Genomic DNA, 26,649 nt, shown 5'->3' with positions numbered 1-26,649 from the left:
CAGATCCTCGGCGCGTTATGCGCAGCGCTCGACCCCCAGCTCCGCCCTGACCAGGACCGACAGGCCGACGCTGCGCATAACCCAGCACTGTTCATAAGGGTCGTTATGTTCAGCTGAACATAATGAACCCTGGGGCGTGCCGGTGACGGAGTCCCTGACCTGGCCCGTCTCGGCCATGATGCCCGCCTTGAGGAAGGCTTTGATCAGGGCCAGCACACGCTTATCCCCGACGCGTCTGCCCACCCGTTCTAGGATCACGGAGTGTGACAGCTCGTCGAAGCATGCTGTGATGTCGGCTTCGAACACCCAGTGGTAGCCCTGGGAGCCGAAGTGGTGAATCTCAGCGATCGCGTCCTGGCACCGTCGTCGAGGGCGGAAGCCGTAACTGCACGGCTTGAACGTCGCCTCGAAGATCGGCTCCAGTACCAGCACGAGGGAAGCCTGCACGAGTCTGTCCATCGTGGACGGTATCCCGAGCCGCCTCAGCTTGCCCCCGCTACCGGACTTGGGAATCATGCGCTCCCGCACCGGCAGTGGGCTGAACGTGCGGGACTTGAGCTGCTCCCGCGCGTCGGCCAGGAAAGCGGCCACGATGTCCGGGCTTGCGGCGACCAGCGACGGGGCTACCCCGTCGACTCCCGCCGTGCGTGCCCCCTTGTTCCCCTTCACCCGTTCCCACGCCACGGTGAGAAAGTCCGGGTGACACACGAGGTTGAACACATCATCAAACCGGCGACCGGGATCTTCGGTCGCCCAAAGGTGCAGCTTGGTCTGCATCCGCCGTACCCGCGGCCACGCCTCATCCGGCGTCGGCCACAGCTCACCGGTATTCACCAGCGCCTCCAACCCTTGCAGTGCCTCACATGCATGAACCCGCTGGGCCGCTTCGCCATGTGGACGGCTTTCCCGTCCCCGGACTACTACCGGCCCTCCGCCCCACCCCAGGCGATCGGCGGACAACGCGCTCACCCGCCGCAGCCTGTCTGGACGACAAGCCACGGACGGGAGCCTCGGGGTGGTTCCCACGTTCACCACGAACCGATCAACAGGTGAGGTGGCCAGCTATGCCCCTGCGGCCTCGCCACGGCTACGCCGCAGGCCTTCACCGTGGCCTCCCGACCGGCGACATCAACCGATCCAGGAGTTCCCCACCCGTCATGAAGGGCGGGTACGCGCCGCTATCCAGCCCGGATCCACCGGGTTCGAGCTGGCGGTAGCCCTTGAGGGGCTTTACAACGCTGGTTCCTCGCGTCCACCTTCCCGTCTCGCTTGCCGGACCCGCGCCGTCCGGTAGTGCCAGCGCGTCCCGTCGTTGTCGGGGCTGCTTCCCGCCCTTCCCGGCGTCTCCCGGATCAGGCTGCCCCCTGCTTCACCGTCCCGCTGCGACGAAACGGCGGTGGAGTCCTTTCACCTCCACTCGGTTCGCGGCGCCTCGTGGCGCTCGATGTCCCAGGACCAGACCTGATTGGGCGCGTCGGCCACGAGTTCGGGCTTGGTGCGGGCCGGATGGGTGGCCTGGGCCCGGCGTTCGCCGGTCTGCCCGGCCGCGCGCAGGATCCGGTACATCGTGGACTCCGAACACCACCAGCGGCCCTCGTCGAGCTCACGGGCCCACACCTGCGCCGGTGCCAGAACGGCGTACTCGGGCTGGTTCAGCAGCTGCAGCACCTGCTCACGCTCAGCCTCCGACAGCGCCGACGGCGGCGGTTTACGCGGCGTGCGCGGCCTCGGCGGCGCGGGCGGGGTGCGGCGCCGATACAGCGTCGCCCTGGACAGGCCGGTCAGCCGGCAGGCGGGCGCAACGCCCCAGACCTCGCTCAGCGCCTGCTGCGCCTCGGCGAGGACGGGTTCGGCGTCGGCGCGGCATCCGCGCTCTCGGAGAGCAGTTCCAAGCTTGACTTTTAACCCTTGACCTGCCGTTTTCTAGTCTTCTTGTTGTCCACTGTGGACTTCTTCTTGCCGACGTCGTAACGGGTTCGGGGAGGCCTGGTGGTGCCTGCGGGGCGGCCGGGACCGGCGGTAGTGGATTTCGGTGTTCTGGCTGGAGTGCCCAGATGCCGACGCAGCATACGAAAACCTCGACGGACCCGGCCCGGTGTCATCGGCCGCTGGATGGGTGTGGTCTTCTCCCATCGGCGGCGCAGATCGATGGTGAGGGTTCTGGCCAGCCGCAGCTGGGTGTGGGCGGCCAGCACCAGCCAGGTCCAGCGCTGGCCCTGTCCGGGTGTGCGGATCTGCGGGGCGGTCCAGCCCAGCATGCCCTTGAGGAGCCGGAACGTGTGCTCCAGATCGAAGCGGCGAAGGTAGGCCTTCCACAGCAGGTCCAGGTCGAAGACCGTGCCCGGTGGGGCGGTGTGCCACAGCCACAGATCCTGCGGTGCGCGGTTGCCCGGCAGCCGTTCGACCTGGATTCGGATGACCGTCCCGGGCACGACCGGCACCGGACCGACGAACCCGGTCCAACCGGCCTGTTTACACAGGCGCTGATGCAGCCCGTGCCAGGCACTGACCGCGACGGCACCGTAGCGCGGGCTCTGTGCGCTCAGTTGCTGCTCGGCCGGCGGCAGCGACGCTGGTTCGGACAGCTCGAAACGGTTCCCGTGCAGCCTCGGCCGGCCGGGTCGCCCATCCCGCAGCCGTTTCGGGGCCGGCGCGTAGAACACCCGGTCACTGCGAACCCGGCCGAGGACCTGCACAGCGTGATCAGCGGCCAGATAGGTGATCCGGGTCAGGTCGTAGCCGGAGTCGAACACGAACAGCGGCGCCGGCCGCCCGGCCAGCGAACCGGCCGCGGCCAGCCGTGCGACCACAGCGCCGATCTGCGCAACGGTCACCACGGTGGCGTCGTCCTGCGGTCCGATCCGCACCGCGTCCAGCAACGCCGTCCACGACGAGGCGCCCCATTCCAGCCCCGCGGCGAAGGAGAACGGCCAACCAGGGATCGTCTTGCGCGCGCCGTCGCACCGGCACGACGTGTAGCAGTGACACAGTCCCTCGGACGTGACCGCGTCCGGGCGAGGCCACGCCGACACATCCACCGCGACTTTCACCGGCCCGTCATCGGCCGGTTCCCAGGAGGCAGCGATCAGCGCCGTCAACGCCGCGACATCCACTTCGCCACACGCCAACGCGTCATACAACGCCCCATGACCACGCCGGAACGCCTTCTCCAACGACAACTCCACCAGCGACGACACCGGACCATCAGCAGTCAGCACCGCGTCAACCAACTCGAACAACGCATCCGCGCGCCGACCGAAACATCGGTACAACGCCAACCGAAACCCGACCAACGCCTCACGACACGCCGCCGGATCCGACACCGACGCCGCCCGCAAACCTGGCATAGTAGGTCCCACGGCCACCCCGCATCCTTCGAAGCTTCAGCACTCCGAATGATCACGGGTGGCCGTACCCATGTCCTTGCGACACACCGAAACCGCCCCAGCGATCGAAGATCCTCAGGGCAACCGGTTAAAAGTCAAGCCAAGAGCGCGTGCGCTGATCCGAAAATGAAGGGTGCGTGGGCAGGCGGCAGCATCCCGGCGGAGCCGGGATGGGTTCTTGGCTCCGGATCGGTTAGTCGGCTTGGGTGAGGGTGACGGTGTAGCCGAGGGCTTCGAGCTGTCGGATGTGGTTGCGTTTGCGGCGTTCGGGGTTGACGCGGGTGTCGTAGAAGTCGGCTCCGAGGTCGGTGAAGCGGGTGGCCGGGTCGGACAGCAGGTGCCAGACGATGGTCAGGATGGACCGGCCGACAGCGACGATGGCGCGCCGGTTCCCGCGGCGTCTGGCGATGCGTCGATACCGTTCACCCAGAAAGGTGTCGGTCTTGCCGGCGGCGACCGCGGCCTCGCCGAGGACTCTGGCCAGGTAGGAGTTGCCGTGACCGGTGGAGCCGGAGCCTTTGCTCTTACCGGCTGACTCCTTGACTCCTGGAGCGAACCGCGCCCAGGAGGCCAGATGCGCGGGCGTGGGGAACCTGCTCATGTCCACACCGACCTCGGCGATGATCACGTGGGCGGTGGCCGGTCCGACGCCGGGGACCTCGTCCAGGCGTTGCGCCGCAGTGAGGAACGAGCCGATCTGTTCCTCGATACGCTGGTTCACCTCAGCGATGTCCGCGGTGATTGCGTCGACGCGGGCCAGCATCTTGGCCAGCAGGAACCCGTGATGCTCGCTGAACCGCCCGACGAACGCGTCCTCCAGCTGGGTGAGCTTCAGGCGCAGCCGGCTGCGGGCCATCTGCGCCAGCACCTTCGGGTCCCGTGTCCCGGCGATCAGCGCGGCCATCATGTCCCGGCCGGACGTGCCGAAGATGTCACTGGCGACCACGCTCAGCTTGATCTGCGCGTCTTCGAGAAGTTTCTCGACCCGGCTGCGTTCCGCGGTCCGGGTGGCGATCAGATCGACGCGGTAGCGGGTCAGGTCCCGCAGCTCACGGATCGGCGGCGGTGGCACGAAACTCGGCCGGATCATCTGCCGTTCAGCGACCTTGCACAACCACACCGCGTCCAGCCGGTCGGTCTTCGGACGGCCGGGCAGATGCTTCACGTCCTTCGCATTGACCAGCCACGCATCCACACCAGCCGCTTCCAGCAGGTAGAACACTGGTTTCCAGTAGTCCGAGGTCGACTCCATCACCACCCGGGTGACGCCCAGTTCCCGAAGCCGGTCCACCATCGTCAGCAACGACCGCGTCATCGTGGAGTACGTCGCCACCTCCTGCCGCCGACGGCCCCCAGGCCCTTGACCTGGGACGCGCACGCAACACACCAGGGTGGCCTTGCCGATGTCGAGCGCGGCGACCCGCTCGATGATCTCCTCGTTGTCCTGGCTCGACTCCAACACTGCGGTCCTTCCACCCGAACGGTCACAGGGCGGCCGCCCGCGGGAGCTGCTGGAAACGAAAGCGAAGCTGATCCGCGTGCTCGAAGCAACAATGAAGGGCCCATGACGCAGCTCCCCACACCCGACTTTTCCACGGCCTCGAAGACCAAGCGCACACGGCGTCAGCGAGCGGCCGCGATCATTTTCAGCCCGGAACGGGCCCGCTCAAAGAGCAGCGAAGGAACTTTTCCCATGATCGACAGGGCGGTCTCGGTCTTGGCCAGCTTGGCCTGCAGCCGAGCGTTCTCCCGCTGAAGGCGGGCAAGTTCGGCGTTCTCGGCCTTCTTCGCTGCCCGCGCAGCCGATTGCCGCCGGTCCGTCAGGCCAGCCGCGGCTCCGGCATCCCGGGCCTTGCGCCAGTCGAGAATGTGTGACCCGTAGAGCCGTTCCCGGCGCAGGATCGCCCACGAGCCGCCGCATCCGGCGCCGCGTCGTACTCGGCCAGGATCCGCGCTTTGAACTCTGCGGTGAATGTCCGCCGCTGGGGTCGAGCGTCCGGATCCGGGTTCTCGTGGGGCTTCGACGTCATGCTGATGATCTCTCCTCGCAACTGTCCAGGAAGAGTATCCCCTGGTAGACGGGCTGTCTCACATCAGCGTGACAGGGAGGGGGCATCCGAGTAGGGTGGTCGCTACCTTGTTGAGAGCAGTCCGGAGTTGTGGGGAAACCGCCGCTGCTATTGCGGACAGGGCGTGTACCACGGCTATCCGCTCATGCACGTCAATCTCACCGCGTGAGGCGGCCAGCCGGGCTGTCACTGACTCGGTGGTTCCGGGTATCAGTGCTGAGGCGACTGCTTCCAGCAGTGTGGCCCGCCCTTCCCCGAACCCAGCGCTGCGTACCAGATCCGCCCACGCCCACAACTGTTCCGGCCCGGCCACCCTCAGCAAGGGCGCCACGCTGCGATCACCGGACAGTAGATACTGGTATCCGAAGTCCACCTGCCCCTGCCGGGCCAGCGCCAGCAACGCCCGATCCGTCCACAACCGGTCGCCGCCCGGCCAGACGGCGGCGATCAACGCATCCAGCGCATGACCCGCCGCATCACTGGTGAGGTAGTCCCTGACAGCGTCGAAGGCAGCCCACGACGCCGCCGGATCCGCTACCGCGTCGATGGCCAGCCACTGCTGCAACTCCGACTCCTCACCGCCGTCGCTGTCCATCAACTGCGGCAACGGCAACGCCCCCACCCGACCCAGCCCACCCCCACCCACCGACGCCCCGCCCCAGGCTGGATCAGCGAGCGGCCCACCGAGTGAGACCTGCACTCGGTGTCCGCCCTTAATCATCTGCACCCATAGCTCAGTACCGGTATACCAACATTTGGCCTGCCTCTCGTCCTTCGAGGCATCTCGGGGGACGACGGCCTTCCCCAAATGGAACGTCCTTCTGCCGACCCGCAGCGACCCCTGGTTCGTGACGGTGCCGGTGTACTCGACGGCATCCGGGGGAGGCTCCGAAGACCATCCACTCCCGACCTGCGGCGCGCGATTCGGCGTGTCGTGCAACTCCGCGTCAGTGAGCGGTTGGCTGATTAGCCTTGCAAATTTCTGTCCGTCGAAGAGCCTCTCCAGCCACAGTCTGTCCCGGGTAACCGAATACTTGACCCCCCTACTGTCGTCCGGGAGGCCCCGAACGACATCAACCCCCACAGAGATCTGCCTTCCGGCAATCGACAGCTCCCCGCTCTTCGAGACCGTGCCGACACCGGTGACCGCGTCGCTGGGGGGCTGCGAAGACCATCCACTCTCGACCTTCGGCGCACGATTCGCACGAGTCCGCGCGTTGTGCAACTCCGCGTCAGTGAGCGGTCTGATTCGTCGCTCCCATTGCTGTCCGTCGGAGAGCCTCTCCAGCCACAGTCTGTCCCGGGTAAACGAATACTTGACCCGCCTTTTGTCGTCCGGGAGGTCTCGAACGACATCAACCCCCAGGTAGATGTGCTTTCCGGCAATCCCCAGGTGCCCTTTCGTCGCGACCGTGCCGATGCCGGTGACCGCGTCGCTGGGGGGCTGCGAAGACCATCTACTCTCGACCTGCGGCGCACGAGTCCGCGCGTTGTGCAACTCCGCGTCAGTGAGCGGTGGGCTGATTCGCCTTGCAAATCTCTGTCCGTCGGAGAGCCTCTCCAGCCACAGTCTGTCCCGGGTAACCGAATACTTGACCCCCCTACCGTCGTCCGGGAGGCCCCGAACGACATCAACCCCCACAGGGATCTGCTTTCCGGCAATCGACAGGTCCCCGCGCTTCGAGATCGTGCCGACACCGGTGACCGCGTCGCTGGGAGGCTGCGAAGACCATCCACTCTCGACCTTCGGCGCACGATTCGCACGAGTCCGCGCGTTGTGCAACTCCGCGTCAGTGAGCGGTGGGCTGATTCGCCTTGCAAATTTCTGTCCGTCGGAGAGCCTCTCCAGCCACAGTCTGTCCCGGGTAACCGAATACTTGACCCCCCTACCGTCGTCCGGGAGGTCTCGAACGACATCACCCCCCACAGGGATGTGCCTTCCGGCAATCCTCAGGTCCCCGCTCTTCGAGACCGTGCCGAAGCCGGTGACCGCGTCGCTGGGAGGCTGCGAAGACCATCTACTCTCGACCTGCGGCGCACGATTCGCACGAGTCCGCGCGTTGTGCAACTCCACGTCAGTGAACGGTGGGCTGATTCGCCTTGCAAATTTCTGTCCGTCGGAGAGCCTCTCCAGCCACAGTCCGTCCCGGGTAACCGAATACTTGACCCCCCTACCGTCGTCCGGGAGGCCCCGAACGACATCAACCCCCACAGGGATGCGCCTTCCGGCGATCGACAGCTCCCCGCTCTTCGAGACCGCGCCGAAGCCGGTGACCGCGTCGTTGGGGGGCAACGATGACCATCCGCTCGGGAGTGCTTGGTAGCGGCCGTCGGTCCAGCGGTAGAGCCGTATCCGTGGGTGCGTCGGGTCGGTCACGAACCCGGCCGGATCGATGTGGGTTACGTTCCCACCTTCGTCGGTGACCTGCACCGGCAGGCCCGATACGGTGACGAAATACCGCACGAACACATCTGCCGCCGAGCCCGCTGCCGCTGGGTCTGCTGTGGCCATGTTCGCCTGACCCGTCAGGATCCAGTCGATCAACCGCTGCTGCGGCACGTCCGGCTCGGCAGCGCCGTCCCGATCGACGAACACGCCGGAAGACCAGCTCTGACCGCCGGCCTCCGCCGAGGTGAGATCGCCCATGAGCAGGCCGGCCAGCCAGGACTCAACCGTCGAGACGGTAGGGACACGGTCGATCCCGAGGGCCTGCTGGACCTCGACCGGAGCCGCCGCGAGCACCGCCGACAGGAAATCACCCCCACCCAGCCCAGTGCTGGCGGGGTCGCTGATGGCGGGGTCGCTGGTGGTGGTGGGGTTGGTGGTGGTGGGGTTGGTGGGGACGCTGTGGAATGGGGAGGGCTGGCCGCTGGCGTGCCAGGCTCGCCGGAAGTCGGGGATGTCCGGCAGTTGGAGCGCGGCCCAGCCCCCGGCGGGTGGCTGCCGGTCCCGGCGGTACCTGACAGCCTGCCAGTGCTGGCGGTGCAGCACGACCGGGACACGCTCGTTGCGCCAGCCCGGGAACCCGACCGGCAACCCGGGCGGATCAATGGGAACCGCCCACCCGGGCATGTACACGTGCAGCGGAACTCCCGTCGACCGCACGAACAGGTGAGCGGCAAGATCGCCGATCTGGTTGTTCCACTGCCCAGGCTCACGGATCTGACGGACCCACCCATTCCGAAGAGCCAACCACTCGGCATCCCCCCAACCAAACACATCCTCAGGAACCGTCAAGAACGGCGCGAACCAACTATCCCCCGAATTGATATCCTCCGTGAGCCGATCGGCCAACCAACCCCGCAACCCAACCACCGAACCGTCGATCCCAAGCCTGTCCCGCCAAAACTCGGCAGGCAGCACAGCAAGCAGCGTGTGAAAGAAACAATCCCCATCCGCGGGCACCTCACCCACACGCTCGAACCACTCATCCGCCCAACGCTCAAACACCTCGTCAGCCAGCCCGGCAACCCACAACGGCCCTGCAACAACCGCCTGGTCCCACTGCGCATCGGTGAGCTCTGCAGGGAACCTGCCGTACATCTGCAGCCCGCCAGTCCACTGCACCCACACCGTCGTGCGGTCATGCCAAAACCAGACCTGCCCCAACGGGGCCACACCACCATCACCCGCCCCCAGAAAGATCGACTGCCCGGCAACCTCCAGCCACCCGTCACCGTCCACAAAACCGACACCGAACGCGGCATCAGCAGGAGGCGACAACGACACAAACCCCCCAGCAGACACGGCAACAGAACCCGCACCCGCCCACCCACCCACCCCAACCCCGGAAACCACCCCACCAACACCACCCCCAGCGAGCACCACACCCACCGGGACCGGCACACCACCACCAGCACCCACATCAAGCCCATCCACCACGAGCCCATCCACCACGAGCCCATCCATCGCCATCGCCAGCCCGTCCACATCAAACCCGGACGACAAACCATCAAAATCCCAAAAACCCGGCTGCGACATCCCCCCAAACTACCCCCACAACCATCGACAACCACACATCCCTCACCAGAACCAACCCCGACCCCATTCAGGGGACCTTGGGACTGTCACGCCGGGATCTGTGGGAGCCGGAGGCTGAAATGCCTCCGGCTACCCGACCCTGGTTGAGGACCGCGGCCGCTGTTGACCCCTGGCAGAACGTTGAGGGCTTGACCCGGGATGTCGAGTGGGGCGTGCAGCACGGCCCCGGCGTTGTTCCGGCTTGAGGTGTTCTGTCCGTGTTGAGGATCGGACAGGGCGGGAGTTGTGGGACGAGCGCGACTTCTGATGATCTTTTGGGTGTCTAGTCCTGAAGATCATCCGTGGAGTCGCGCTCGTGTCGTCATCTTCCCTGATCGACCCTGTTGTTGGCCACCTTGCTGATCTGGCGTTGTGGGAGGCCGAACTCGCCGCGGACCGGGACGGCGTCGATCCGTTGTCGGTGGCGTCGCCGCTGGTGCAGCGGTTGCGGCAGGTGCCGGACCCGCGCCGGTTACGAGGGCTTCGCCATCCGCTGCTGGTGGTTCTGGTCCTGACCGCGTGCGCGACGCTGGTGGCGGGCAACGACTGCGTGACGGCGATCCGGCAGTGGGCGGCGCGGACCCCGCAGGATGTCCTGCACCGTCTCGGAGCTCGGCGTAACCCGCTGACCGGCCGGTACCTGGTGCCCAGCGAACGCACCTTCCGGCGGGTCCTGGCCGGCCTGGACGGTGACGCCCTGGATGCGGCGACCTGCGGCTACGCCGCCGACGTGGTGCGTGGTGACGCCCCGCCTCCGGTGATTGCCGCCACCGCTGACGAACCGGCCGAGCGTGAGCAGCGCCGCGCCGCGGTCCGGGCGGTAACCCACCCGGCGCCGGCAGGGCTGCTGCCCGCGGTCGCGATCGACGGGAAGCTCTTGCACGGCACCCGCACCGAAGCTGGGCAGGTGTTCCTGGTCGCCGCGGTCACCCACGAGCGCGGGGTGATCCTGGGTCAGCGCCAGGTCGGCGACAAGCGAGGCGAGACCACCGTGATCCCCGACCTGCTCGCACCCCTGGACGTGGCCGGCATGCTGCTGACCCTCGACGCGCTGCACACGACGAAGCAGACCGCCCGGCTGATCACCGGACCGCTGAACGCCCACTACCTGCTGATCCTGAAGGGTAACCAGCCCCTCGCGCTGCAGGCCGCGCAAGCGCTGCTATCCGGCACCGACACCGAGTTCGCCGACCGCACCAGCGTCACCGACGATCGGGGACACGGACGTACCGAACGCCGGACCCTACGCGTCGCACCCTGCCACGACACGGTGTTCCCCGGCGCCCGGCAAGTCTTCCGGCTACGCCGCGACACCGGCGGCCTCGACGGCGTACGCACCAGCAAAGAAATCATCCACGGCATCGTCAGCCTCGACGCAGAGCAGGCCACCCCGGCACACCTCAACCACTACGCGAGAGGGCACTGGACTGTCGAGGACCGTCTACATCGGACCCGGGACGTGACCTTCCATGAGGACGACTCCCAGCTCAGAACCGGCACCGCACCACGCGCTGCGGCCACCTTCCGCAACCTGGCCCTGAACACCTTCCGCCTCGCCGGACGCGCCAACATCGCCCACGCCCGCCGCGACCTACACGACCGCACCGACACCTTCGCCGTCTACGGCATCTAACAAACCGTGATCAAAACCGACAAAGAAGAACAACGCCGGGGCCGTGGGTACCTGGAGGGCTTTTCAGAAGTCTTATCCGTAGACCCTGTACATCTCCAGCTTGGTGACTGTGCGTAGGACCGCGGCGAAGCGGTGCAGGGATCGGCGGTAGCCGGTCTTGAGGATCTTCCAGTTTTTGAGGTGGGCGATTGTGCGTTCGACGGCGGCGCGGATGCGGTTGAGGGCGGTGTTGCACGCCTGCTGGACCTCGGTGAGGTCCCGGCCCGGCGGCTTCTTGGTCGGGGTGATCAGGCCGGTGCCCTGGTAGCCCTTGTCGCCGATCATGCCCGGCCCGCCGGTCTGGATGTGAGCCGCCCAGCGTGCGGCGAGACCGGACTCGGTGAACGCCCGGCTGTCGTACATCGAGCCTGGGCAGGGGTCGCCGACGTCGACGACCCGGCCCTGGAGGTTGGCCACGACCTGCACGTTCTGCCCGCTCAGATGTTTCTTGCCGGAGAACAGGCCGGTCACGGCGTCGCGTTCACCGACCGGCGCGACGAACCCGTCCACGAGGACACCACCGCGGCGGGCCTGGCCGGTGACCTGCTCAGCGAGGACCGACAGTACCGCATCGAGCAGTGGTTCGAGCTCGTCGGCGTACCGCCACACCGTCGCCGGCGAGCAACCGAACAGTTCACCACAGACGTCCTCGGCCAGGTTGTGGCGCAGCTGGAACAGCACCATCACCAGCGCCGTGCGCAGCGGCAACGCCCGCGGCCGGCCCAGCGGCACCTCCCACGGCAGGAGCTGGCGATCTGCTGATACAGCCAGTCCACTTGCTCCCGGCTCAGACCGGTCATACGCTCACACGGCGGCGGCTGTCCCTCGATCATTTGTGTCCACACAACCCAGATGATCTACCGGGTGACAGCCGCCGTGTCCACAAGGGACACACTCCGACCGGGACGAGACCACCCGGAACCCCACATTACGTGACATCGATCAGCATCAAGTCACAGTCATCAATGGAGTTGAAAAACCCTCCTGAGTAGGAGGGCGTTTGCCGTGCCGGGTCGGGATCCGCGGTTTCGCTCGTAATGGGTGGCGCTGCTGCGCGCCACGGACCGGTGGACGGTGGGACCTGCCGCAGCCGCCGGACAATCTCCGGTGTCGCCGCGGTCAACATTTGACTACGAGTTTTGCGAGTTGCTGGATGGTGTTGATGAGGTCTGTGCCGGCTGGTCCGAGTTCGTTGTTGATGAGGTTGAGGATTCTGTGCCGGTCGGTCAGCCATTCATCGCGGCGGTTGGCGTCGAGGCAGCGTATTGCGTTGCGTTCGGTGTCGGTGAGTGTCAGTGTGTTTCCGCTCAGTGTGATTTCCATTGCGATCTGTAGTGCGGTTTCGCTGTTGCTTGTGTTTGTGTCCGTTGTCCGTGCTGATCTGATCAGTTCGGCGAGGAGGTTGCGCCGATCGGCGATGATGAAGAGGTCCATTTTGCGGTGCTGGTCGGGCGGTTCGTTGTCGTGTTGGGTGTTGCGGAGCAGTAGCTGCTGCCGGTTGGCTGGGTCTGGTGTTTGCAGGTAGTTGAAGGCCAGGTCGGCGTGTTCGGCACGGGCTAGGTCCAGTACTGCTTGGAAGATCTTCGGGCGGTGGTCGTTGGGTGACCGGGTGGTGATCTCGCGTATCTGCCGTGGTGCGTCGTCCTGGTGTAGCACCTGGTGGTGTGTGGTGTGTATCTGCTGTGCGTGGGACCAGTCGGTGGCTGACAGGAACTCGGCCAGTTCTGGTGATGGTCGGTCCGGGATCGGCATGGGCTGGGACAGGTTGTGGGCGTGTTCGAGTGCCTGCCGCAGCTGCGCTTCGGTAAAGGTCTCGGTGACGGTCTCGGTGAGGTGGTCTGCTGGTTGGTCTGCTGGTTGGTCTGCTGGTTGGTCTGCTGGTTGGTCTGGTCCCTGTATGTGCCATTCGTGTCCGAGTCCTCTTGGTCTCGGGTACACGATCGCGACCTGCTGTTGTTGCAGTGCGTGTGCCACTGCTGGGTTCTCGCCCTGGGGGACGAGCACGACCGGTGCCTGGCCGCGCCACCGGAGCCATTCGACTGCAGCGATCAGGTCCAGCAGCGCAGCCGGGTCGTTCAAGGCGAGTACTGGGAACGGTAGCGTTGCAGCCGCATCGCGCAACGCGATCCGGCTCGGGCTGTTGCGTCCGTTGTCTGCGCTGATCAGCGTGAGACCCCGGTCGGCGGCGATGGGGCCGGCGATGCGGTTGGTGGTGGGGTTGGTGGTGGGGTTGGTGGTGGGGTTGGTGGTGGGGTTGGTGGTGGGGTTGGTGGTGGGGTTGGTGGGCGTCAGGGTCCCGTCGACGGTGGGGACGACGATCGGGGCGATGGTGGTGGGGACGGGTGGTGGGCCGGCCGTGGTGGTGGTGGGGATGGTTCGGCGACGTTTGGCGGGCTTTGGCGAACTGGTGGAAGCTTCGGCGGTGGTGGCGGCGGTGATGACCTGGCCGGGTGCGTCGATCCGCTGCAGGGCCCAGTCCTGGTCGGACTCGGGGAGCCTGTCGGCCCAGTCCCGTACCTTCCGCCGGTCCTCGTCGGTCCAGGCACCGTCGGGTGGCAGCACCGCCGTGTGGAATTGACGGTTCCCGTCACGGGCGGCTTCCTTGACCATCCCCTGGGCCTGCAACGCCCGCAGGTATCCGCGAGCGGTGGGCGCCGAGTTGATGTTGAGCGGGCCCAGTTTCCCGTCGATGATGTCTTTGGCGCTGACCCCTTCCGGCTCGGTGAGCAGGGCTGCCCACAACCGCAGCGCGGTCGCGGCATCCACCTCGCGGATTTTCTGCAGTGCTGTATCGATGGTGGTGGGGACGGGCGGTGGGTCGGCTTCGGTGGGGGTGGTGGTGATGACTTTGCCGGGCTCGTTGATCCGCCGGCGGGCCCAGTTGTGGTCGGGCTCGGGGAGCTTGTCGGCCCAGTCCCGTATCTTCTGCCGGTCCTCGCTGGTCCAGGCACCGCCGGGTGGCATCACCGCCGTATGGAGTCGACGGCGCCCGTCACCGGCGACTTTCTCGACCATCCCCTGGGCCTGCAACACCTGCAGGTATATGCCAGCGGCGGACGCCGAGTTGATGTTGAGCGGGCCCAGTTTCCCGTCGGCGATGTCGTTGGTGCTGACCGCTTCCGGCTTGGTGAGCAGGGCTGCCCACAACCGCAGCGCGGTCGCGGCATCCACCTTGCGGGTTTTCTGCAGTGCTGTATCGATGGTGGTGGGGACGGGCGGTGGGTCGGCTTCGGTGGGGGTGGTGGTGATGACTTTGCCGGGCGCGTCGATCCGCTGCAGGGCCCAGTCCTGGTCGGACTCGGGGAGCTTGTCGGCCCAGTCCCGTATCTTCTGCCGGTCCTCGTTGGTCCAGGCACCGTCGGGTGGCATCACCGCCGTATGGAGTCGACGGCGCCCGTCACCGGCGACTTTCTCGACCATCCCCTGGGCCTGCAACGCCTGCAGGTATATGCCAGCGGCGGACGTCGAGTTGATGTTGAGCGGGCCCAGGTTGCCGTCGATGATGTCGTCGACGCTGACCGCTTCCGGCTTGGTGAGCAGGGCTGCCCACAACCGCAGCGCGGTCGCGGCATTCACCTCGGGGGTTTTCTGCAGTGCTGTATCGATGGTGGTGGGGACGGGCGGTGGGTCGGCTTCGGTGGGGGTGGTGGTGATGACTTTGCCGGGCTCGTCGATCCGCCGGCGGGCCCAGTCCTGGTCGGACTCGGGGAGCTTGTCGGCCCAGTCCCGTATCTTCTGCCGGTCCTCGCTGGTCCAGGCACCGTCGGGTGGCATCACCGCCGTGTGGAGTCGACGGTTCCCGGCACGGGCGGCTTCCTTGACCATCCCCTGGGCCTGCAACGCCTGCAGGTATATGCCAGCGGCGGACGCCGAGTTGATGTTGACCGAGCGCAGGCGTCCTTTGGCGATGTCGTTGGTGCTGACCGCTTCCGGCTTGGTGAGCAGGGCTGCCCACAACCGCAGCGCGGTCGCGGCAACCACCTTGCGGGTTTTCTGCAGTGCTGTATTGATGGTGGCGGGGACGGGCGGTAGGTCGGGCGTGGTGGTTGTGGGGATGGTTCGGCGACGTTTGGCGGGCTTTGGCGAACTGGTGGAAGCTGCGGTGGTGGTGGCGGTGATGACTTTGCCGGGCTCGTTGATCCGCCGGCGGGCCCAGTACTGGTCGGACTCGGGGAGCTCGTCGGCCCAGTCCCGAATCTTCTGCCGGTCCTCGCTGGTCCAGGCACCGCCGGGTGGCATCACCGCCGTATGGCGGAGTCGACGGGGCCCGCCACCGGCGACTTTCTCGACCATCCCCTGAGCCCGCAACGCCCGCAGGTGATTGCCAGCGCCGGACGCCGTGTTGATGTTGAGCGGGCCCAGGTTCCCGTCGGCGATGTCGTCGGTGCTGACCGCTTCCGGCTTGGTGAGCAGGGCTGCCCACAACCGCAGCGCGGTCGCGGCATCCACCTTGCGGGTTTTCTGCAGTGCTGTATCGATGGTGGTGGGGACGGGCGGTGGGTCGGCTTCGGTGGGGGTGGTGGTGATGACTTTGCCGGGTGCGTCGATCCGCTTGCGGGCCCAGTCCTGGTCGGGCTCGGGGAGCTTGTCGGCCCAGTCCCGTATCTTCCGCCGGTCCTCGTCGGTCCAGTCACCGCCGGGTGGCAGCACCGCCGTGCGGAATTGACGGTGCCCGTCACGGGCGGCTTCCTTGACCATCCCCTGGGCCTGCAACGCCCGCAGGTATATGCCAGCGGCGGACGCCGAGTTGATGTTGAGCGGGCCCAGGTCCCCGTCGGCGATGTCGTTGGTGCTGACCGCTTGCGGCGTGGTGAGCAGGGCTGCCCACAACCGCAGCGCGGTCTTGGCAGCCATGTTGGGGGTTTTCTGCAGTGCTGTATCGATGGTGGTGGGGACGGGCGGTGGGTCGGCTGTGGTGGTGGGGGGGATCCGCTGTTGGGCGGTGGTACGGCCGGGGTCGGGGAGTTGGCCGGTCCAGTGTTGGATCTGTTGGTGTTCGCTGGTTTGCCATGTGCGGGGCAGGCCGGGCCGGTAGCGCACGCCGCCGGCGGAGTGGGATACCTGTCGGGCCAGGCCTGCCAACCGCAGCAGTTTGAGGTGCTGGTATGTCCGAGCCACCCGGGCCGGGTCGGGGATTCCCCCGCTTCCGGCTGGGTCCTCGGACGCGACGATGCCGGTGACGTCGGTGGGTGAGAAGTTCCCGGGGGTGGTGAACATGTGTGTCCACAACCGTGCCGCGGTCTCGACCGACGTGCGCTGAACCGGGTCGGCGGTGCCGCGTTCCAGCGTGTGGATCGCGGTGAGAGCAGTCACCACGAGCAGGGGCGGATCACTGACCGTGGGACTGGCTGGGCTGGCCGGTGGCAGCGCGTCAGGCATGTCGGTGTCACTGCCGCTGCCGCTGCCGGTGTCGCTGTGGGTGTGGGTGTGGGTGTGGGTGGGGACGGTCGGCCGGCGTGGATGGATGGGGTCGCCGCCCGGCTCGAACGGTTGGCTGGTCAGCGGTTGGCTGGTCGGGGCCGGCAGGTGGGGTCTGGCGTGCGGCGTGGTGGGTGGGTCGTGTGGGCGGGGTTGTGGGTGAGCGGGGGTGGTGGGGGTGTCGCTTATGTCGCGGTCGTGGAGGGGGGCCAGGAGGGTGCTGAGTTGTTCGACGTAGTCGAGGGCTTCGTCGACAGTGGCGTTCTGACCGAGGGCATACCGCATTTCGAGGATGGCCAGGTGATGCCCGCCGGCGCGGTCGGTTACGGGGAAGTACGTGTGGACGAGGAGCCTGTCCTGGTGGATGGGTTTGGTGCCGGCCCCCAGCGCGGCTCGGAGGTACTGGTACGGCGTGAAGTCGTATCCGTACGGTCGCTGGCGGAAGATGGTGTCCACATCGTTGCGGGCGACACGGCCGACGAAGGTTGCGTTGTGGTTGTTGAAGTGTGCCGCGAAGCGGTCGATCAGGTCTGCCACATGCTCTTTGAGCATGCCGGCCAGGCCGTCGGGCAGGGCCGCGCGGATGCCCGACATCGAGGTACGGGACATCAGCAGCGTGTATCTCTTGGGATTGCCGGCCTTGTCGTCATCGTCGAAGACGTGCAGGAAGGCCGCGATCTGGGTGTAGAGCAGCGCCAGGAACCCGGACAGGACCTCAGCCGAGCCCGGGTCTTCGGGCAGCAGCCGACCGGCCTCGTGCCGTGCGTAGTCCAACGCGTCAACCGTGTGCTGCATGGCGGCGGTGATCTCAAAGAACGCCGGCACCGTCCGGGCCCGCTCAAGCGCAAGACGGAGAAATTCGGCGAGCCGGGTGACCGGCACACCCACGCTGTAGTCCACGTCGATGCTCGGTTCGTCGGGATCGGGAACCACCAACGTCCCAGCCAACCTGGGCTCCAGCGCCAACCCGCGACCTTCGGCGATGACCTCCTCGGTGAGCCTGTCGAGACGCTGGCCGTCCACCGGGACGGCCAGCAACGCCGCCGCCCACCGCCGCACCTCCCCGAACACCTCAACCCGGGCAGGCCGGCCCGGCCGGTCCCCGAACAACCCAACCGGAACCGTGACAATCTCCGGCACGTCACGATACAGACCGTCCATCACCAGTTCGGTGAACTTCCCCGTACCCAGCAACAGACCACCACCCGACCGCTTCGGACGAGCCAGCTTCAACCGCGGCAACTCCAACTCCACACCCACCGCCGCGAACCCCAACGAACCACCACCGTCAATATCAGGCCGACCCGGCGGCGTCACCGGCCGCCCGAAACGACCCTCGACAGCCTCAACAACATCAACAGAATCGGCCGCCCACACCACCTCCACCCGCTCCACCCGCCCCGACGACCCCTGCACCGAACCCTGAACAGACCGCCGACGTTTCACCCCCCGACCGCGCCCCCCACGCCCGACGGTGCCCCCACCGGCAACAACGCGAGTGGCGGCGTCAGCGGCGGCGTGAGTAGCGGCGTGAGTAGCGGCGTGAGTAGCGGCGTGGAAGGCGTGGTCGGACCCGTCGCCCGCGCCGAACGTGTTGGCCGGCGAGACCAGCGCGTGGCCTGCCAACCGCTGGTCCGTGGCGAACTGGTCGAGCACAGGCTGCCCCAACGAGCCGGTCCCCAACAAGCCGGTCCCCAACGACAGATCGGCAGCGCCGCTTCGCGCAACATACCCACGAGGCCACAACCACACCGACACCGCAGACCGCCGCAACACCGGCCGACCACCAGCATCCCGATACTCCAACCGGCCGCTGTCATCACCAACATCCACACCAACCGGCAACCCCACCGGCAACCCCACCGGCAACCCCACCGGCAACCCCACCGGAAACTCCACCGGAACACCCAGAACGTCAACCGCAGCAAACGCCTCAGCCGCCGACGGCAACGGCCGCACCAAACCCGCATCGATCACCAACACGGCACGCACCAACGACGACAACCCAGCCACATACGGCACCAAACCCAACTCCAGCCCAGACCCCCGCAACAAATCCCCATCCAACACCACCCGGACCACACCATCAGCCGGACGAGAACGCGCATACTCCACCACATCCTCAGCCACCTCACCCACCAACGAACGCAACCGAACCACCGTCGCCCGCCCCGCCGGCACCTGCCGCAACACCGGACACAGACCCAACCACTGCGCACCCGTCAACACCCCACCCCCAATACAACAGACCCATCCACCATCAACATAACCCCAACCCACCCAAGGCCCTGACCCCTGACGGGCCTTGACCCCTGATCTTGGACACGGGGTTTATGCGGCTTGGGTCAGCGTAGCCGGTGCCGGTTGGGTGCTGTTCTCGTACTTGATCGGGGATTGTTGTCCGAGCCGGGAGTGGCGGCGGACGGTGTTGTAGCGGTGCAGCCAGCGGAACGCGGTGAGCCGGGCCTCGCGCTCGTCGGTGAAGGCGCGGCGGCCTTGCAGGGTTTCGCGTTTGAAGGTCGCGTTGAACGACTCGGCGAGGGCGTTGTCGGCGCTGCTGCCGACCTTGCTCATAGATTGGCGGACTCCGGCAGCAGCGCAGGCAGCAGCGAAGCCTTTCGATGTGTATTGACCGGTTTCAACCAGTCGTTGCAACACCACTGTCCTGAGTGGACGATAACAGGTCGTTGAGGGCTTCGCCGGGAGTCCTCCACCCGAGTGCCTTGCGTGGCCGGCTGTTCAATGTTGCCGCCACCGCCTCGAGTTCGCCGGTGTTCCAGCGGGCCAGGTCCATACCTTTGGGAAAGTACTGCCGCAGCAGCCCGTTGGTGTTCTCGTTCGTGCCGCGCTGCCACGGACTGTGCGGGTCGGCGAAGTAGACCTGCACGCCGGTGTCGATCGTCAGCTTCGCGTGCTGGGCGAGTTCCTTGCCGCGATCCCAAGTGAGCGTGCGACGCAACTGCTCGGGCAGGGCGGTGATCGTCGCGGCGATCGCTTCCCGGACGGCTTCAGCGCCGTGCCCGGCCAGGGCCGGGCCGTTCTTCGACCGCGCTTCGACGCCCCAACCGTCCATGCGGGGCAGGTGCAGCAGCATGGTGAAGCGGGTGGTCCGTTCCACGAGGGTGCCGATCGCGGACCTGTCCAGCCCGATGATCAGGTCACCTTCCCAGTGCCCCGGCACGGCCCGGTCCTCGACCTCGGCCGGACGCTGACTGATCATCGCTTCAGGGGTGACCATACCGTCGCGGCGTAGCCGGGCCCGGGCGCGCGGCACCCGCAACGCGCGGCCGGTGCGCAGACACGCGACCAGTTCACGCTTCAGCGCGCCCCGGCCCTGGATGAACAGCGATTGGTAGATCGCCTCATGCGAGATGCGCATGGACTCATCATCCGGGAAGTCCAGCTTCAACCGGTTGCTGATCTGTTCCGGGCTCCAGGCTGTGGCCCAACGACGGTCTTCCCGGCGGGGCTTGTTACGTCCCTTCCAGGCCCGAGCCGTCGGCCCGGCCACGAGCTCGCCACCGGCCCGGCGCACCGCCCCGGACAGTCGGTCCTGCACGTACTCGCGCAGCCGCGGATTGGACACCAGCTTGGCGGTCTTCGGGCGCTTGGCCGCCTGCTGCGCCTTCCACTGCGCCACCACGGCCCGATACTCCTGCCTGCCGGCCCGGGTCGCCGCGTTGCGCCGCAACTCACGCGAGATCGTCCCCGCATCGCGCCCGATCCTGCGGCCGATCTCCCGCACACCCGTGCCCTGCGCCCGCAGCAGCGCGATCTCCTCGCGCTCGGCGAAGGACAGATAGCGGCCCGAAGGCTCGTCCAGGCTGATCGGCGGCATACCGCCAGCGTGACGAAACCACCGCGCCCCAACCGGCCACGACACGCCAACGGCAAGCGCCGCCTCGACCGTCGTAACCCCCGTCGCGATCAGCCGCCAGAACTGCCGCTGCACCGCGCGCGAAGGCTCAGGCCGACCCGGCGACCGCATCGGCGCCCGCAGCGCCCGGTCCGCCGCCCACTGCCTCCGCGCCCCCTCCGGCACCTGCTCCAACTTCATGTTCCGGCCCATGCACACCTCCGTGATCAAAGGTGTTGCGACGACCGGTTGAAACCGCCTTGGGCGCCGTGATCGGAGTGGAAGATCGCCCCGTCGAGGTCTCCGCGGGTGCGCTGCGCCGCTGCGAGGGCGTCGATGACCAGGTCGGTGCGCATGTGGTCGGCGATCGCCCAGCCGGTCAGCCGGCGGGAGTGCAGGTCGATCACGGTGGCCAGGTAGAGGAAGCCACGCTCGCCGACGGGCAGATACGTGATGTCACCGACGTAGCGCTGGTTGACCGCCGCAGCGGTGAAGTCGCGCCGGATCAGATCTGGGGCCTTCACCGCGGCCGGGTCCGCGATGGTGGTCTGCACCCGCCGGCGCAGCCGCAGGCCCCGGATGCGGTAGCGGCGCATGACCCGGGCGACCTTCTTGTGGTTGACCAGCACGCCGGCATCGTGCAGCTCGGCGGTGACCCTTGGCGCGCCGTAGGTGCCGTCGTGCGCGGCCCGCACCGCCCGGATCCGCACCGCCAGGGCCGCGTCCGCGGCGTCACGAGCGGCCCGATCCGCAGCCGTGGCCTTCCAGTAGTAGAAGCTCGAGCGGGCAACCCCGACGAGCCGGCACAACCGCTTCACGCCGTAGCGCTGCTGGTGGTCGGCGACGAACTGGAAGCGGTTCACCAGCGCGTCTCCCCGGCGAAATACCGGGCCGCCTTCCGCAGGATGTCGCGCTCTTCCTCCAGCTCACGGACCCGCCGCCGCAACGCGGCGTTCTCCTGCTCGACTGTGCCGGCGCTCTGCGGCCTCGCCGACGCCGCCGGACGGTCAGCGCCGCCGCGCCGCTGGTCATCGAGCCGAACCCAGCTACGCAGCGTCTCGCGGTTGACGCCCAGGTCATCGGCGATCTGCGCGATCGTCGCGCCCGGCCGGGATCGGTACAACGCCACCGCGTCAGCCTTGAACTCGACCGGATAGTGCTTGTTCACCATGGTGTTCCAGGACTCCTGATCTCCCCGGACCTCAAGGCCCGTGGTTCAAGTGTCCAAGATCAGGGGGTAACTCCCGACCTTGAACACGGCCACAGTCCCCCAACCGGGGACTATCGCCTCTACGGTGTAACGCTTCTGCGTTAGATCGATGCCTTGAGTGGGTCTGTCAACTTAACGGCTCTGGCGCAGAGACGGTGGTGGGGTCTGTCCTTAGCCTCGATCCGTGGATCGGATTCGTCTGTGACGGTGTCATGGCGGTTTGGAAATGATGAGAGTGCCCTGCGGGCTGCGATGATCGGGTTTCTCTAGGACCTGATCGGTGCGGCTCGGAAGGACACTCTCGGTGCAAGGATCTCATGCCTTCCGGGCGGACGGCGCGGTGTTCGACGAGGGCAATCTCGTGTCGCACGCGGGTCTGGTCCCGCTGCTGGAACTGGCTGAGCAGGCAGGCCTGTCACAGCTGCTGGATCAGCATGTGCGGTTCGTGGATGAGCGGGTCAGATCCGGGGCGGCGAACCCGACCCCGAAGCTGACCTCGATCATCGCCGGGATGGCCGCCGGCGCGGACAGCATCGACGATCTGGACGTGATCCGGGCCGGTGGGATGCGGCAGCTGTTCGGCGGGGTCTACGCCAGCACCACGCTCGGGATCTTCCTGCGTGAGTTCACCCACGGCCACACCCGGCAGCTCTCCACGGTGCTGCGCCGGCACCTGGTCGCTCTCACACAACGCACACCGGTGCTGCACGACATCGCCGAACAGGCCTTCATCGACATCGACTCGCTGCTGCGCCCGGTCTACGGCCACGCCAAACAGGGCGCCTCCTTCGGCCACACCAAAATCGCCGGAAAGACGATCCTGCGCCGCGGGCTGTCCCCGCTCGCAGCCACCATCTGCACCCGCACCACAGCGCCGGTGATCGCCGCGGTCCGGCTCCGCGCCGGCCGGGCCGCATCCGCCAAAGGCGCCGCGAGCATCCTCACCGAAGCGATCAACACCGCCGTCGCCGCCGGCGCGCAACCCGGCAACCTCCTCATCCGCGGAGACTCCGCCTACGGCAACGGCAAGGTCATCACCGCAGTCCGCAACGCCGGAGCCCGGTTCTCCTTCACCCTGACCAAAACCAGCACCGTCAACGCCGCGATCGCCGCCATCGACGACGAGCAGTACACACCGGTGCACTACCCCGGCGCGGTCACCGACCCGGACACCGGCGCACTCATCTCCGACGCCCAGGTCGCCGAAATCACCTTCACCGCGTTCGCCGACAGCCACCACCGCGTCACCGCCCGACTGATCGTGCGCCGTGTCCTGGACGCCAACACCCAGGACCCGCTGTTCCCCGTCTGGCGCCACCACCCATTCCTCACCAACAACCCCGAACCCACCGCCGACGCCGACATCACCCACCGACGACACGCCATCTGCGAAACCGTCTGGTCCGACCTCATCGACGGCCCCTGGGCCCACCAACCCTCCGGTCAGTTCGGTGCCAACGCCGCCTGGACCATCCTCGCCGCCATCTGTCACAACCTGCTCCGCGCCGCGGGCACCCTCACCCGCATCCCCCGCTACGCCACCGCCCGCGGCGCCACCCTGCGCACCCACCTGATCAACATCCCCGCACGGCTGGCCCGCCCGCAACGCCGCCCGACTCTGCACCTGCCCACCCTCTGGCCCCGCGCCCACGCCTGGCTCGCCCTCTGGAAAGCCGTCTTCACCTGACCAGCGGCCCCCACCGCGCACACCGCAACGCAACACCCACCCGCAACCGACCACACGAAACCCGAGCACGCTGGCGCGGCGGGCCAGCAGCACCACCACGCCCTCAACCCCAACAAGATCAACTACACCCCACCCAAAGACCAACGCCGCAGCCGATCCACGGATCGAGGCCAAGAGGGCGTTGCTAGAGGACGTTTGGAAAGGTCCTGGTGGGTAGGCGATTGCGGGAGACAGTAACGGGAACGTCCTGGTGGAGGTCCCGATGGGTGCGTCGCGTGCTCCGTACCCGACCGATCTGTCCGACGCTGAGTGGCAACTGCTGGCGCCGTTGATTCCGGTGCCGAAGACCGGCGGGCGTCCGGCGGTGCATGAACGCCGGGAGATCGTGAACGCCTTGGCGTACTGGCTGCGGGCGGGCTGTGCGTGGCGGCTGCTGCCGCACGACTTCCCGCCGTGGCAGACGGTCTACTGGTACTGGCGGACCCGGCAACGGCAAGGCCGGTGGGAGCAGATCCTGGCCCGGCTGCGGGAGGGTGAACGTACCCGGCTGGGCCGGGACCCGACACCCAGCGCCGGGGTGCTGGACAGCCAGAGCGTCAAGGCCACCGACCGGGGTGGACTGCACGGCTACGACGGCGGCAAGCGGGTCAACGGCATCAAGCGTCACCTCCTGGTGGACACGCTCGGCATCGTGCTCAAGGTCTGTGTCAGTCCGGCCAGTGTCGATGACCGGGACGCCGCGATGGTGCTGCTGTCGTTGCTGGGTAAGGGATTGACCCGGCTGCGGCAGGTGTGGGCAGACGCCGGCTATCAGGGGCCGTTCGTGCAGTGGGCCAATCGGGTGCTGGGCATCACGGTAGCGATTACCCGCCGCCGTGACGGCGGCCTGCGGCATACCTGGGCGCCGGCTGATGCCCCACCGCGCAGCGTGCCGCGCTTCGTGGTAGTGCCGCGTCGATGGGTGGTGGAGCGGACGTTTGGCTGGTTCGGCCGGTGGCGACGGCTGTCCAAGGATTATGAGTATCTGACCGTCACCTCGGAGAACGTGGTCTACCTCGTGATGGCGTTGATCCTGGTCCGTCGAGGCGCCAGAGCGGCAGCTTGAGCTTTCCAAACATCCTCTAGGTGACTGGTGTTAAACGATGGTCTGGCCCTGCAGGGCCAGACCATCGTTTAACACCAGTCACCTAAGCGGGTTGACAGAGGTTCTGCGCGTAACCAGGCGTGGGTGGGTCGCCAGGGGCGAAGACGACACGGCCTTGCCGGTTGTTGATGATTGGTGAAGAACCAGACACCACCACAACGAACCGGCAAGGTCGTGTCCATTATGCGCCCTGTCTGTGTATCCGCCGAGGTCTCCAGCAGCGCCCGGGCCCAGATCATGCACCTGCTGCACGGCCGGTGGCGTACCGCCACCCGCCTGATCATGGTCGTGCTGTCCACCGCCGGCATGTCCCCGGCCCAAATCGCCGACCTGCTGGACTACCACCCCGCCACCGTGCGCCGCTGGCTGCACCGCTACACCATCGACGGCATCCCCGGCCTACCCGACCGGCCCCGACCCGGACGGCCCCGCCTCGGCGGCCCAGCCCTCACCGCACGCATCACCACACTGCTCGCCAAGCCCGGGCCGTGGACCATCCAGCGAATCCGGCAGCAGCTGGGCAGACCCCAGGTCAGCCTGCACACCCTGTGGCGACGCACCCGCACGGTGGCCCAGTGGCGACGACCCCGCCTCGTCCCCAAAGGCGACCCCGACCACGACCGCGTTGTGGCGGGCATCCGCCGCCGCATCGCCCGGCTCCCGGCCGGATCGGTCGTCCTCGCCGCGGACGAGGCCCACCTCGACCTGCTCCCCACAGTGCGGGCCACCTGGACCCTGCACAGACGCCGCCACCGGGTCATGACACCGGGCAAGAACCGGCGCGCCACCGTCTTCGGCGCCCTCGATCTGGCCACCGGCGCCTGGTGGTCGCTCTGGGCCCGCCGCAGCGCCGCCGGTTTCACCACCATGCTGCAACTGCTGCTGACCGCCTACCCCACCGCCCCAGCAGTGGCGGTCATCTGCGACAACGACAACATCCACCACGCCGCGAGAGTGCGGCAATACACCAGCGACCACCCACGGCTGCGCCTGCTCTACGGCGCCACGTACAGCCCGCACGACAACCCGGTCGAACGCATCTGGGCCGCGCTCAAAACACAGTTGGCCAACACCGCGGTCACCTGGACCGAACGCATCCACCAAGCCCGCGTGTTCTTCCGGCGACGAACACCCGACCAGATGCTGACCACCGCCGCTCCATGGACCTCACCCTGGCTGCCCCGCAGTTACGCGCAGAACTTCCGAGGACCCGCTTAGCTAGCAGACGCCGCGTGTCGTCCAGGTCAGACGGCAACAGGGCGCGGGCCGCCTACACACCTGCGGCCACCACCTCACCAGCCCGCTCGTCATTAGGCATGAACCCCGGCCACACTCCGGCCGCGGCGAGGACGAACGTCCGGGCATCCTCAGCCTCGGTGGGCATGTCCCGCAGCACGTGACGAGCCGTCTCCGCATCGCCATCGCGGGACCGGCCCAGGCAGCACCGGCACAGCAGCTCAGCCAGCGCAGCCAACGTCGCGTCGCCATCGATGGGCACTCATCGAGTGTGCCACCGCCGAAGCGACGCGCCCCGAAGTTGTGCCGCCACCGGTGCGCGTGCACACCGGTGAGGCCCGCGGCGAGGCCGATCCGTTTCAGCCGGATCTTGATGCCGTTCGGCAGCAGCAGCCGGGCGCCACGCTCGGCCAACCACAGGTTCGGGACCTGTTCGACGTCGCGGCGTTTCGCCCGGGCCCGCAAGTACTTGCTCAAGGCTCGGGCGGTCTTCGGACCGAACCGCACCCGCCGGTCCTTCGCGCCCTTGCCGTGGAAGCGCACCGACTCGGTGTTCAGGTCGAGGTCGGTCAGCAACAGATTCCCGACCTCCGACAGGCGGGCGCCGGTGTTGCAGTACAGCCGGATCAGCGCCTCGTCGCGCAGGTTCACGAACGACTTACCCTTGCACGCGTCGAGCAGCTTCTTCGTGTCGTCATCACGCATCACCGGGATGAGCTTCTTCGGCGTCTTCGGCTGCTTGGCCGTGACGGACAAGACCGGCCCCGCCGGGGCGGTCATACTTGGCCCCAGCTTGATCGATAGCGCTTCCGTCACAGTAACGCTGCGTAGTTTGAGTCCGCTGCAGGCGCCGCGCGCTCATGCCGATGACAGTGCACCCGATCTTGCCCCTGGCGATGTGGTTGGTTCTTGTGGCGTAGGTTGTGCGGCTGTGGAACTCCGTCCGGAAC

The 26,649-nt window shown here is 67.2% G+C and carries 13 protein-coding genes and 2 pseudogenes; 4 read left to right on the top strand and 11 right to left on the bottom strand.

The annotated features are described in order from the left end of the window. Window positions 1-15: 15 nt before the first annotated feature. The 5 genes from ACQEVZ_RS39240 to ACQEVZ_RS39220 form a co-directional block, all read right to left on the bottom strand. On the bottom strand, window positions 16-846 hold the full coding sequence (locus tag ACQEVZ_RS39240) for a reverse transcriptase domain-containing protein (RefSeq protein WP_433376091.1): 831 nt from the start codon (window positions 844-846) through the stop codon (window positions 16-18). A 561-nt stretch (window positions 847-1,407) separates the two neighbouring features. Next, window positions 1,408-1,668: a hypothetical protein gene (locus tag ACQEVZ_RS39235; RefSeq protein WP_433376088.1), complete on the bottom strand. Its 261-nt coding sequence runs from the start codon at window positions 1,666-1,668 to the stop codon at window positions 1,408-1,410. Window positions 1,669-1,901: 233 nt separating this feature from the next. Further along, the gene (locus ACQEVZ_RS39230) at window positions 1,902-3,338 is read right to left on the bottom strand and encodes an NF041680 family putative transposase (RefSeq protein WP_433376085.1); all 1,437 of its coding nucleotides are present in this window, start codon (window positions 3,336-3,338) and stop codon (window positions 1,902-1,904) included. Window positions 3,339-3,579: 241 nt separating this feature from the next. Continuing rightward, window positions 3,580-4,845, bottom strand: coding sequence for an IS110 family transposase (locus tag ACQEVZ_RS39225; RefSeq protein ID WP_433376082.1), 1,266 nt, complete (start codon window positions 4,843-4,845; stop codon window positions 3,580-3,582). Window positions 4,846-5,474: 629 nt separating this feature from the next. Then, window positions 5,475-9,386 (bottom strand): OTU domain-containing protein, encoded by a 3,912-nt coding sequence (locus ACQEVZ_RS39220; RefSeq protein WP_433376079.1) that lies wholly within the window; start codon window positions 9,384-9,386, stop codon window positions 5,475-5,477. A 406-nt stretch (window positions 9,387-9,792) separates the two neighbouring features. Here ACQEVZ_RS39220 and ACQEVZ_RS39215 point away from each other — a divergent pair, with 406 nt between their 5' ends. Further along, window positions 9,793-11,109: an ISAs1 family transposase gene (locus tag ACQEVZ_RS39215; RefSeq protein ID WP_433376076.1), complete on the top strand. Its 1,317-nt coding sequence runs from the start codon at window positions 9,793-9,795 to the stop codon at window positions 11,107-11,109. Window positions 11,110-11,181: 72 nt separating this feature from the next. Here ACQEVZ_RS39215 and ACQEVZ_RS39210 read toward each other — a convergent pair whose 3' ends face one another. The 5 genes and pseudogenes from ACQEVZ_RS39210 to ACQEVZ_RS39190 form a co-directional block, all read right to left on the bottom strand. Beyond that, window positions 11,182-11,880 (bottom strand): transposase family protein, encoded by a 699-nt coding sequence (locus ACQEVZ_RS39210; protein WP_433376074.1) that lies wholly within the window; start codon window positions 11,878-11,880, stop codon window positions 11,182-11,184. 387 nt (window positions 11,881-12,267) lie between these two features. After that, window positions 12,268-18,696 carry a hypothetical protein gene (locus tag ACQEVZ_RS39205; protein WP_433376071.1) on the bottom strand — a complete coding sequence of 2,143 codons (6,429 nt, stop codon included), beginning with the start codon at window positions 18,694-18,696 and terminating at the stop codon, window positions 12,268-12,270. A gap of 201 nt (window positions 18,697-18,897) precedes the next feature. Further along, a pseudogene (locus ACQEVZ_RS39200) lies at window positions 18,898-19,194 on the bottom strand (integrase core domain-containing protein); the annotation flags it as partial. 10 nt (window positions 19,195-19,204) lie between these two features. Next, entirely contained in the window at window positions 19,205-20,623 is a 1,419-nt protein-coding gene (locus tag ACQEVZ_RS39195; protein WP_433377241.1) for an IS30 family transposase, read from the bottom strand. Window positions 20,624-20,682: 59 nt separating this feature from the next. Then, a pseudogene (locus tag ACQEVZ_RS39190) lies at window positions 20,683-21,593 on the bottom strand (IS3 family transposase); the annotation flags it as partial. A 343-nt stretch (window positions 21,594-21,936) separates the two neighbouring features. On the opposite strand from ACQEVZ_RS39190, the gene ACQEVZ_RS39185 reads away from it, so the two are divergent. The 3 genes from ACQEVZ_RS39185 (at window position 21,937) to ACQEVZ_RS39175 (ending at window position 25,681) form a co-directional block, all read left to right on the top strand. After that, entirely contained in the window at window positions 21,937-23,319 is a 1,383-nt protein-coding gene (locus ACQEVZ_RS39185) for an IS1380 family transposase (protein ID WP_433376068.1), read from the top strand. A 262-nt stretch (window positions 23,320-23,581) separates the two neighbouring features. Then, window positions 23,582-24,424 (top strand): IS5 family transposase, encoded by an 843-nt coding sequence (locus ACQEVZ_RS39180; RefSeq protein ID WP_433376065.1) that lies wholly within the window; start codon window positions 23,582-23,584, stop codon window positions 24,422-24,424. 222 nt (window positions 24,425-24,646) lie between these two features. Beyond that, a complete protein-coding gene (locus tag ACQEVZ_RS39175; protein WP_433376062.1) occupies window positions 24,647-25,681 on the top strand; it encodes an IS630 family transposase in 1,035 nt (344 codons plus the stop codon). On the opposite strand, the gene ACQEVZ_RS39170 is transcribed toward ACQEVZ_RS39175, so the two are convergent. Beyond that, window positions 25,682-26,479: a tyrosine-type recombinase/integrase gene (locus ACQEVZ_RS39170; RefSeq protein ID WP_433376059.1), complete on the bottom strand. Its 798-nt coding sequence runs from the start codon at window positions 26,477-26,479 to the stop codon at window positions 25,682-25,684. Window positions 26,480-26,649 lie beyond the last annotated feature (170 nt).

Source organism: Dactylosporangium sp. CA-152071 (assembly GCF_050936335.1).
In the GTDB taxonomy this organism is placed as follows: Bacteria; Actinomycetota; Actinomycetes; order Mycobacteriales; family Micromonosporaceae; genus Dactylosporangium; species Dactylosporangium maewongense.
This window is presented reverse-complemented; position numbering and strand designations above follow the sequence as displayed.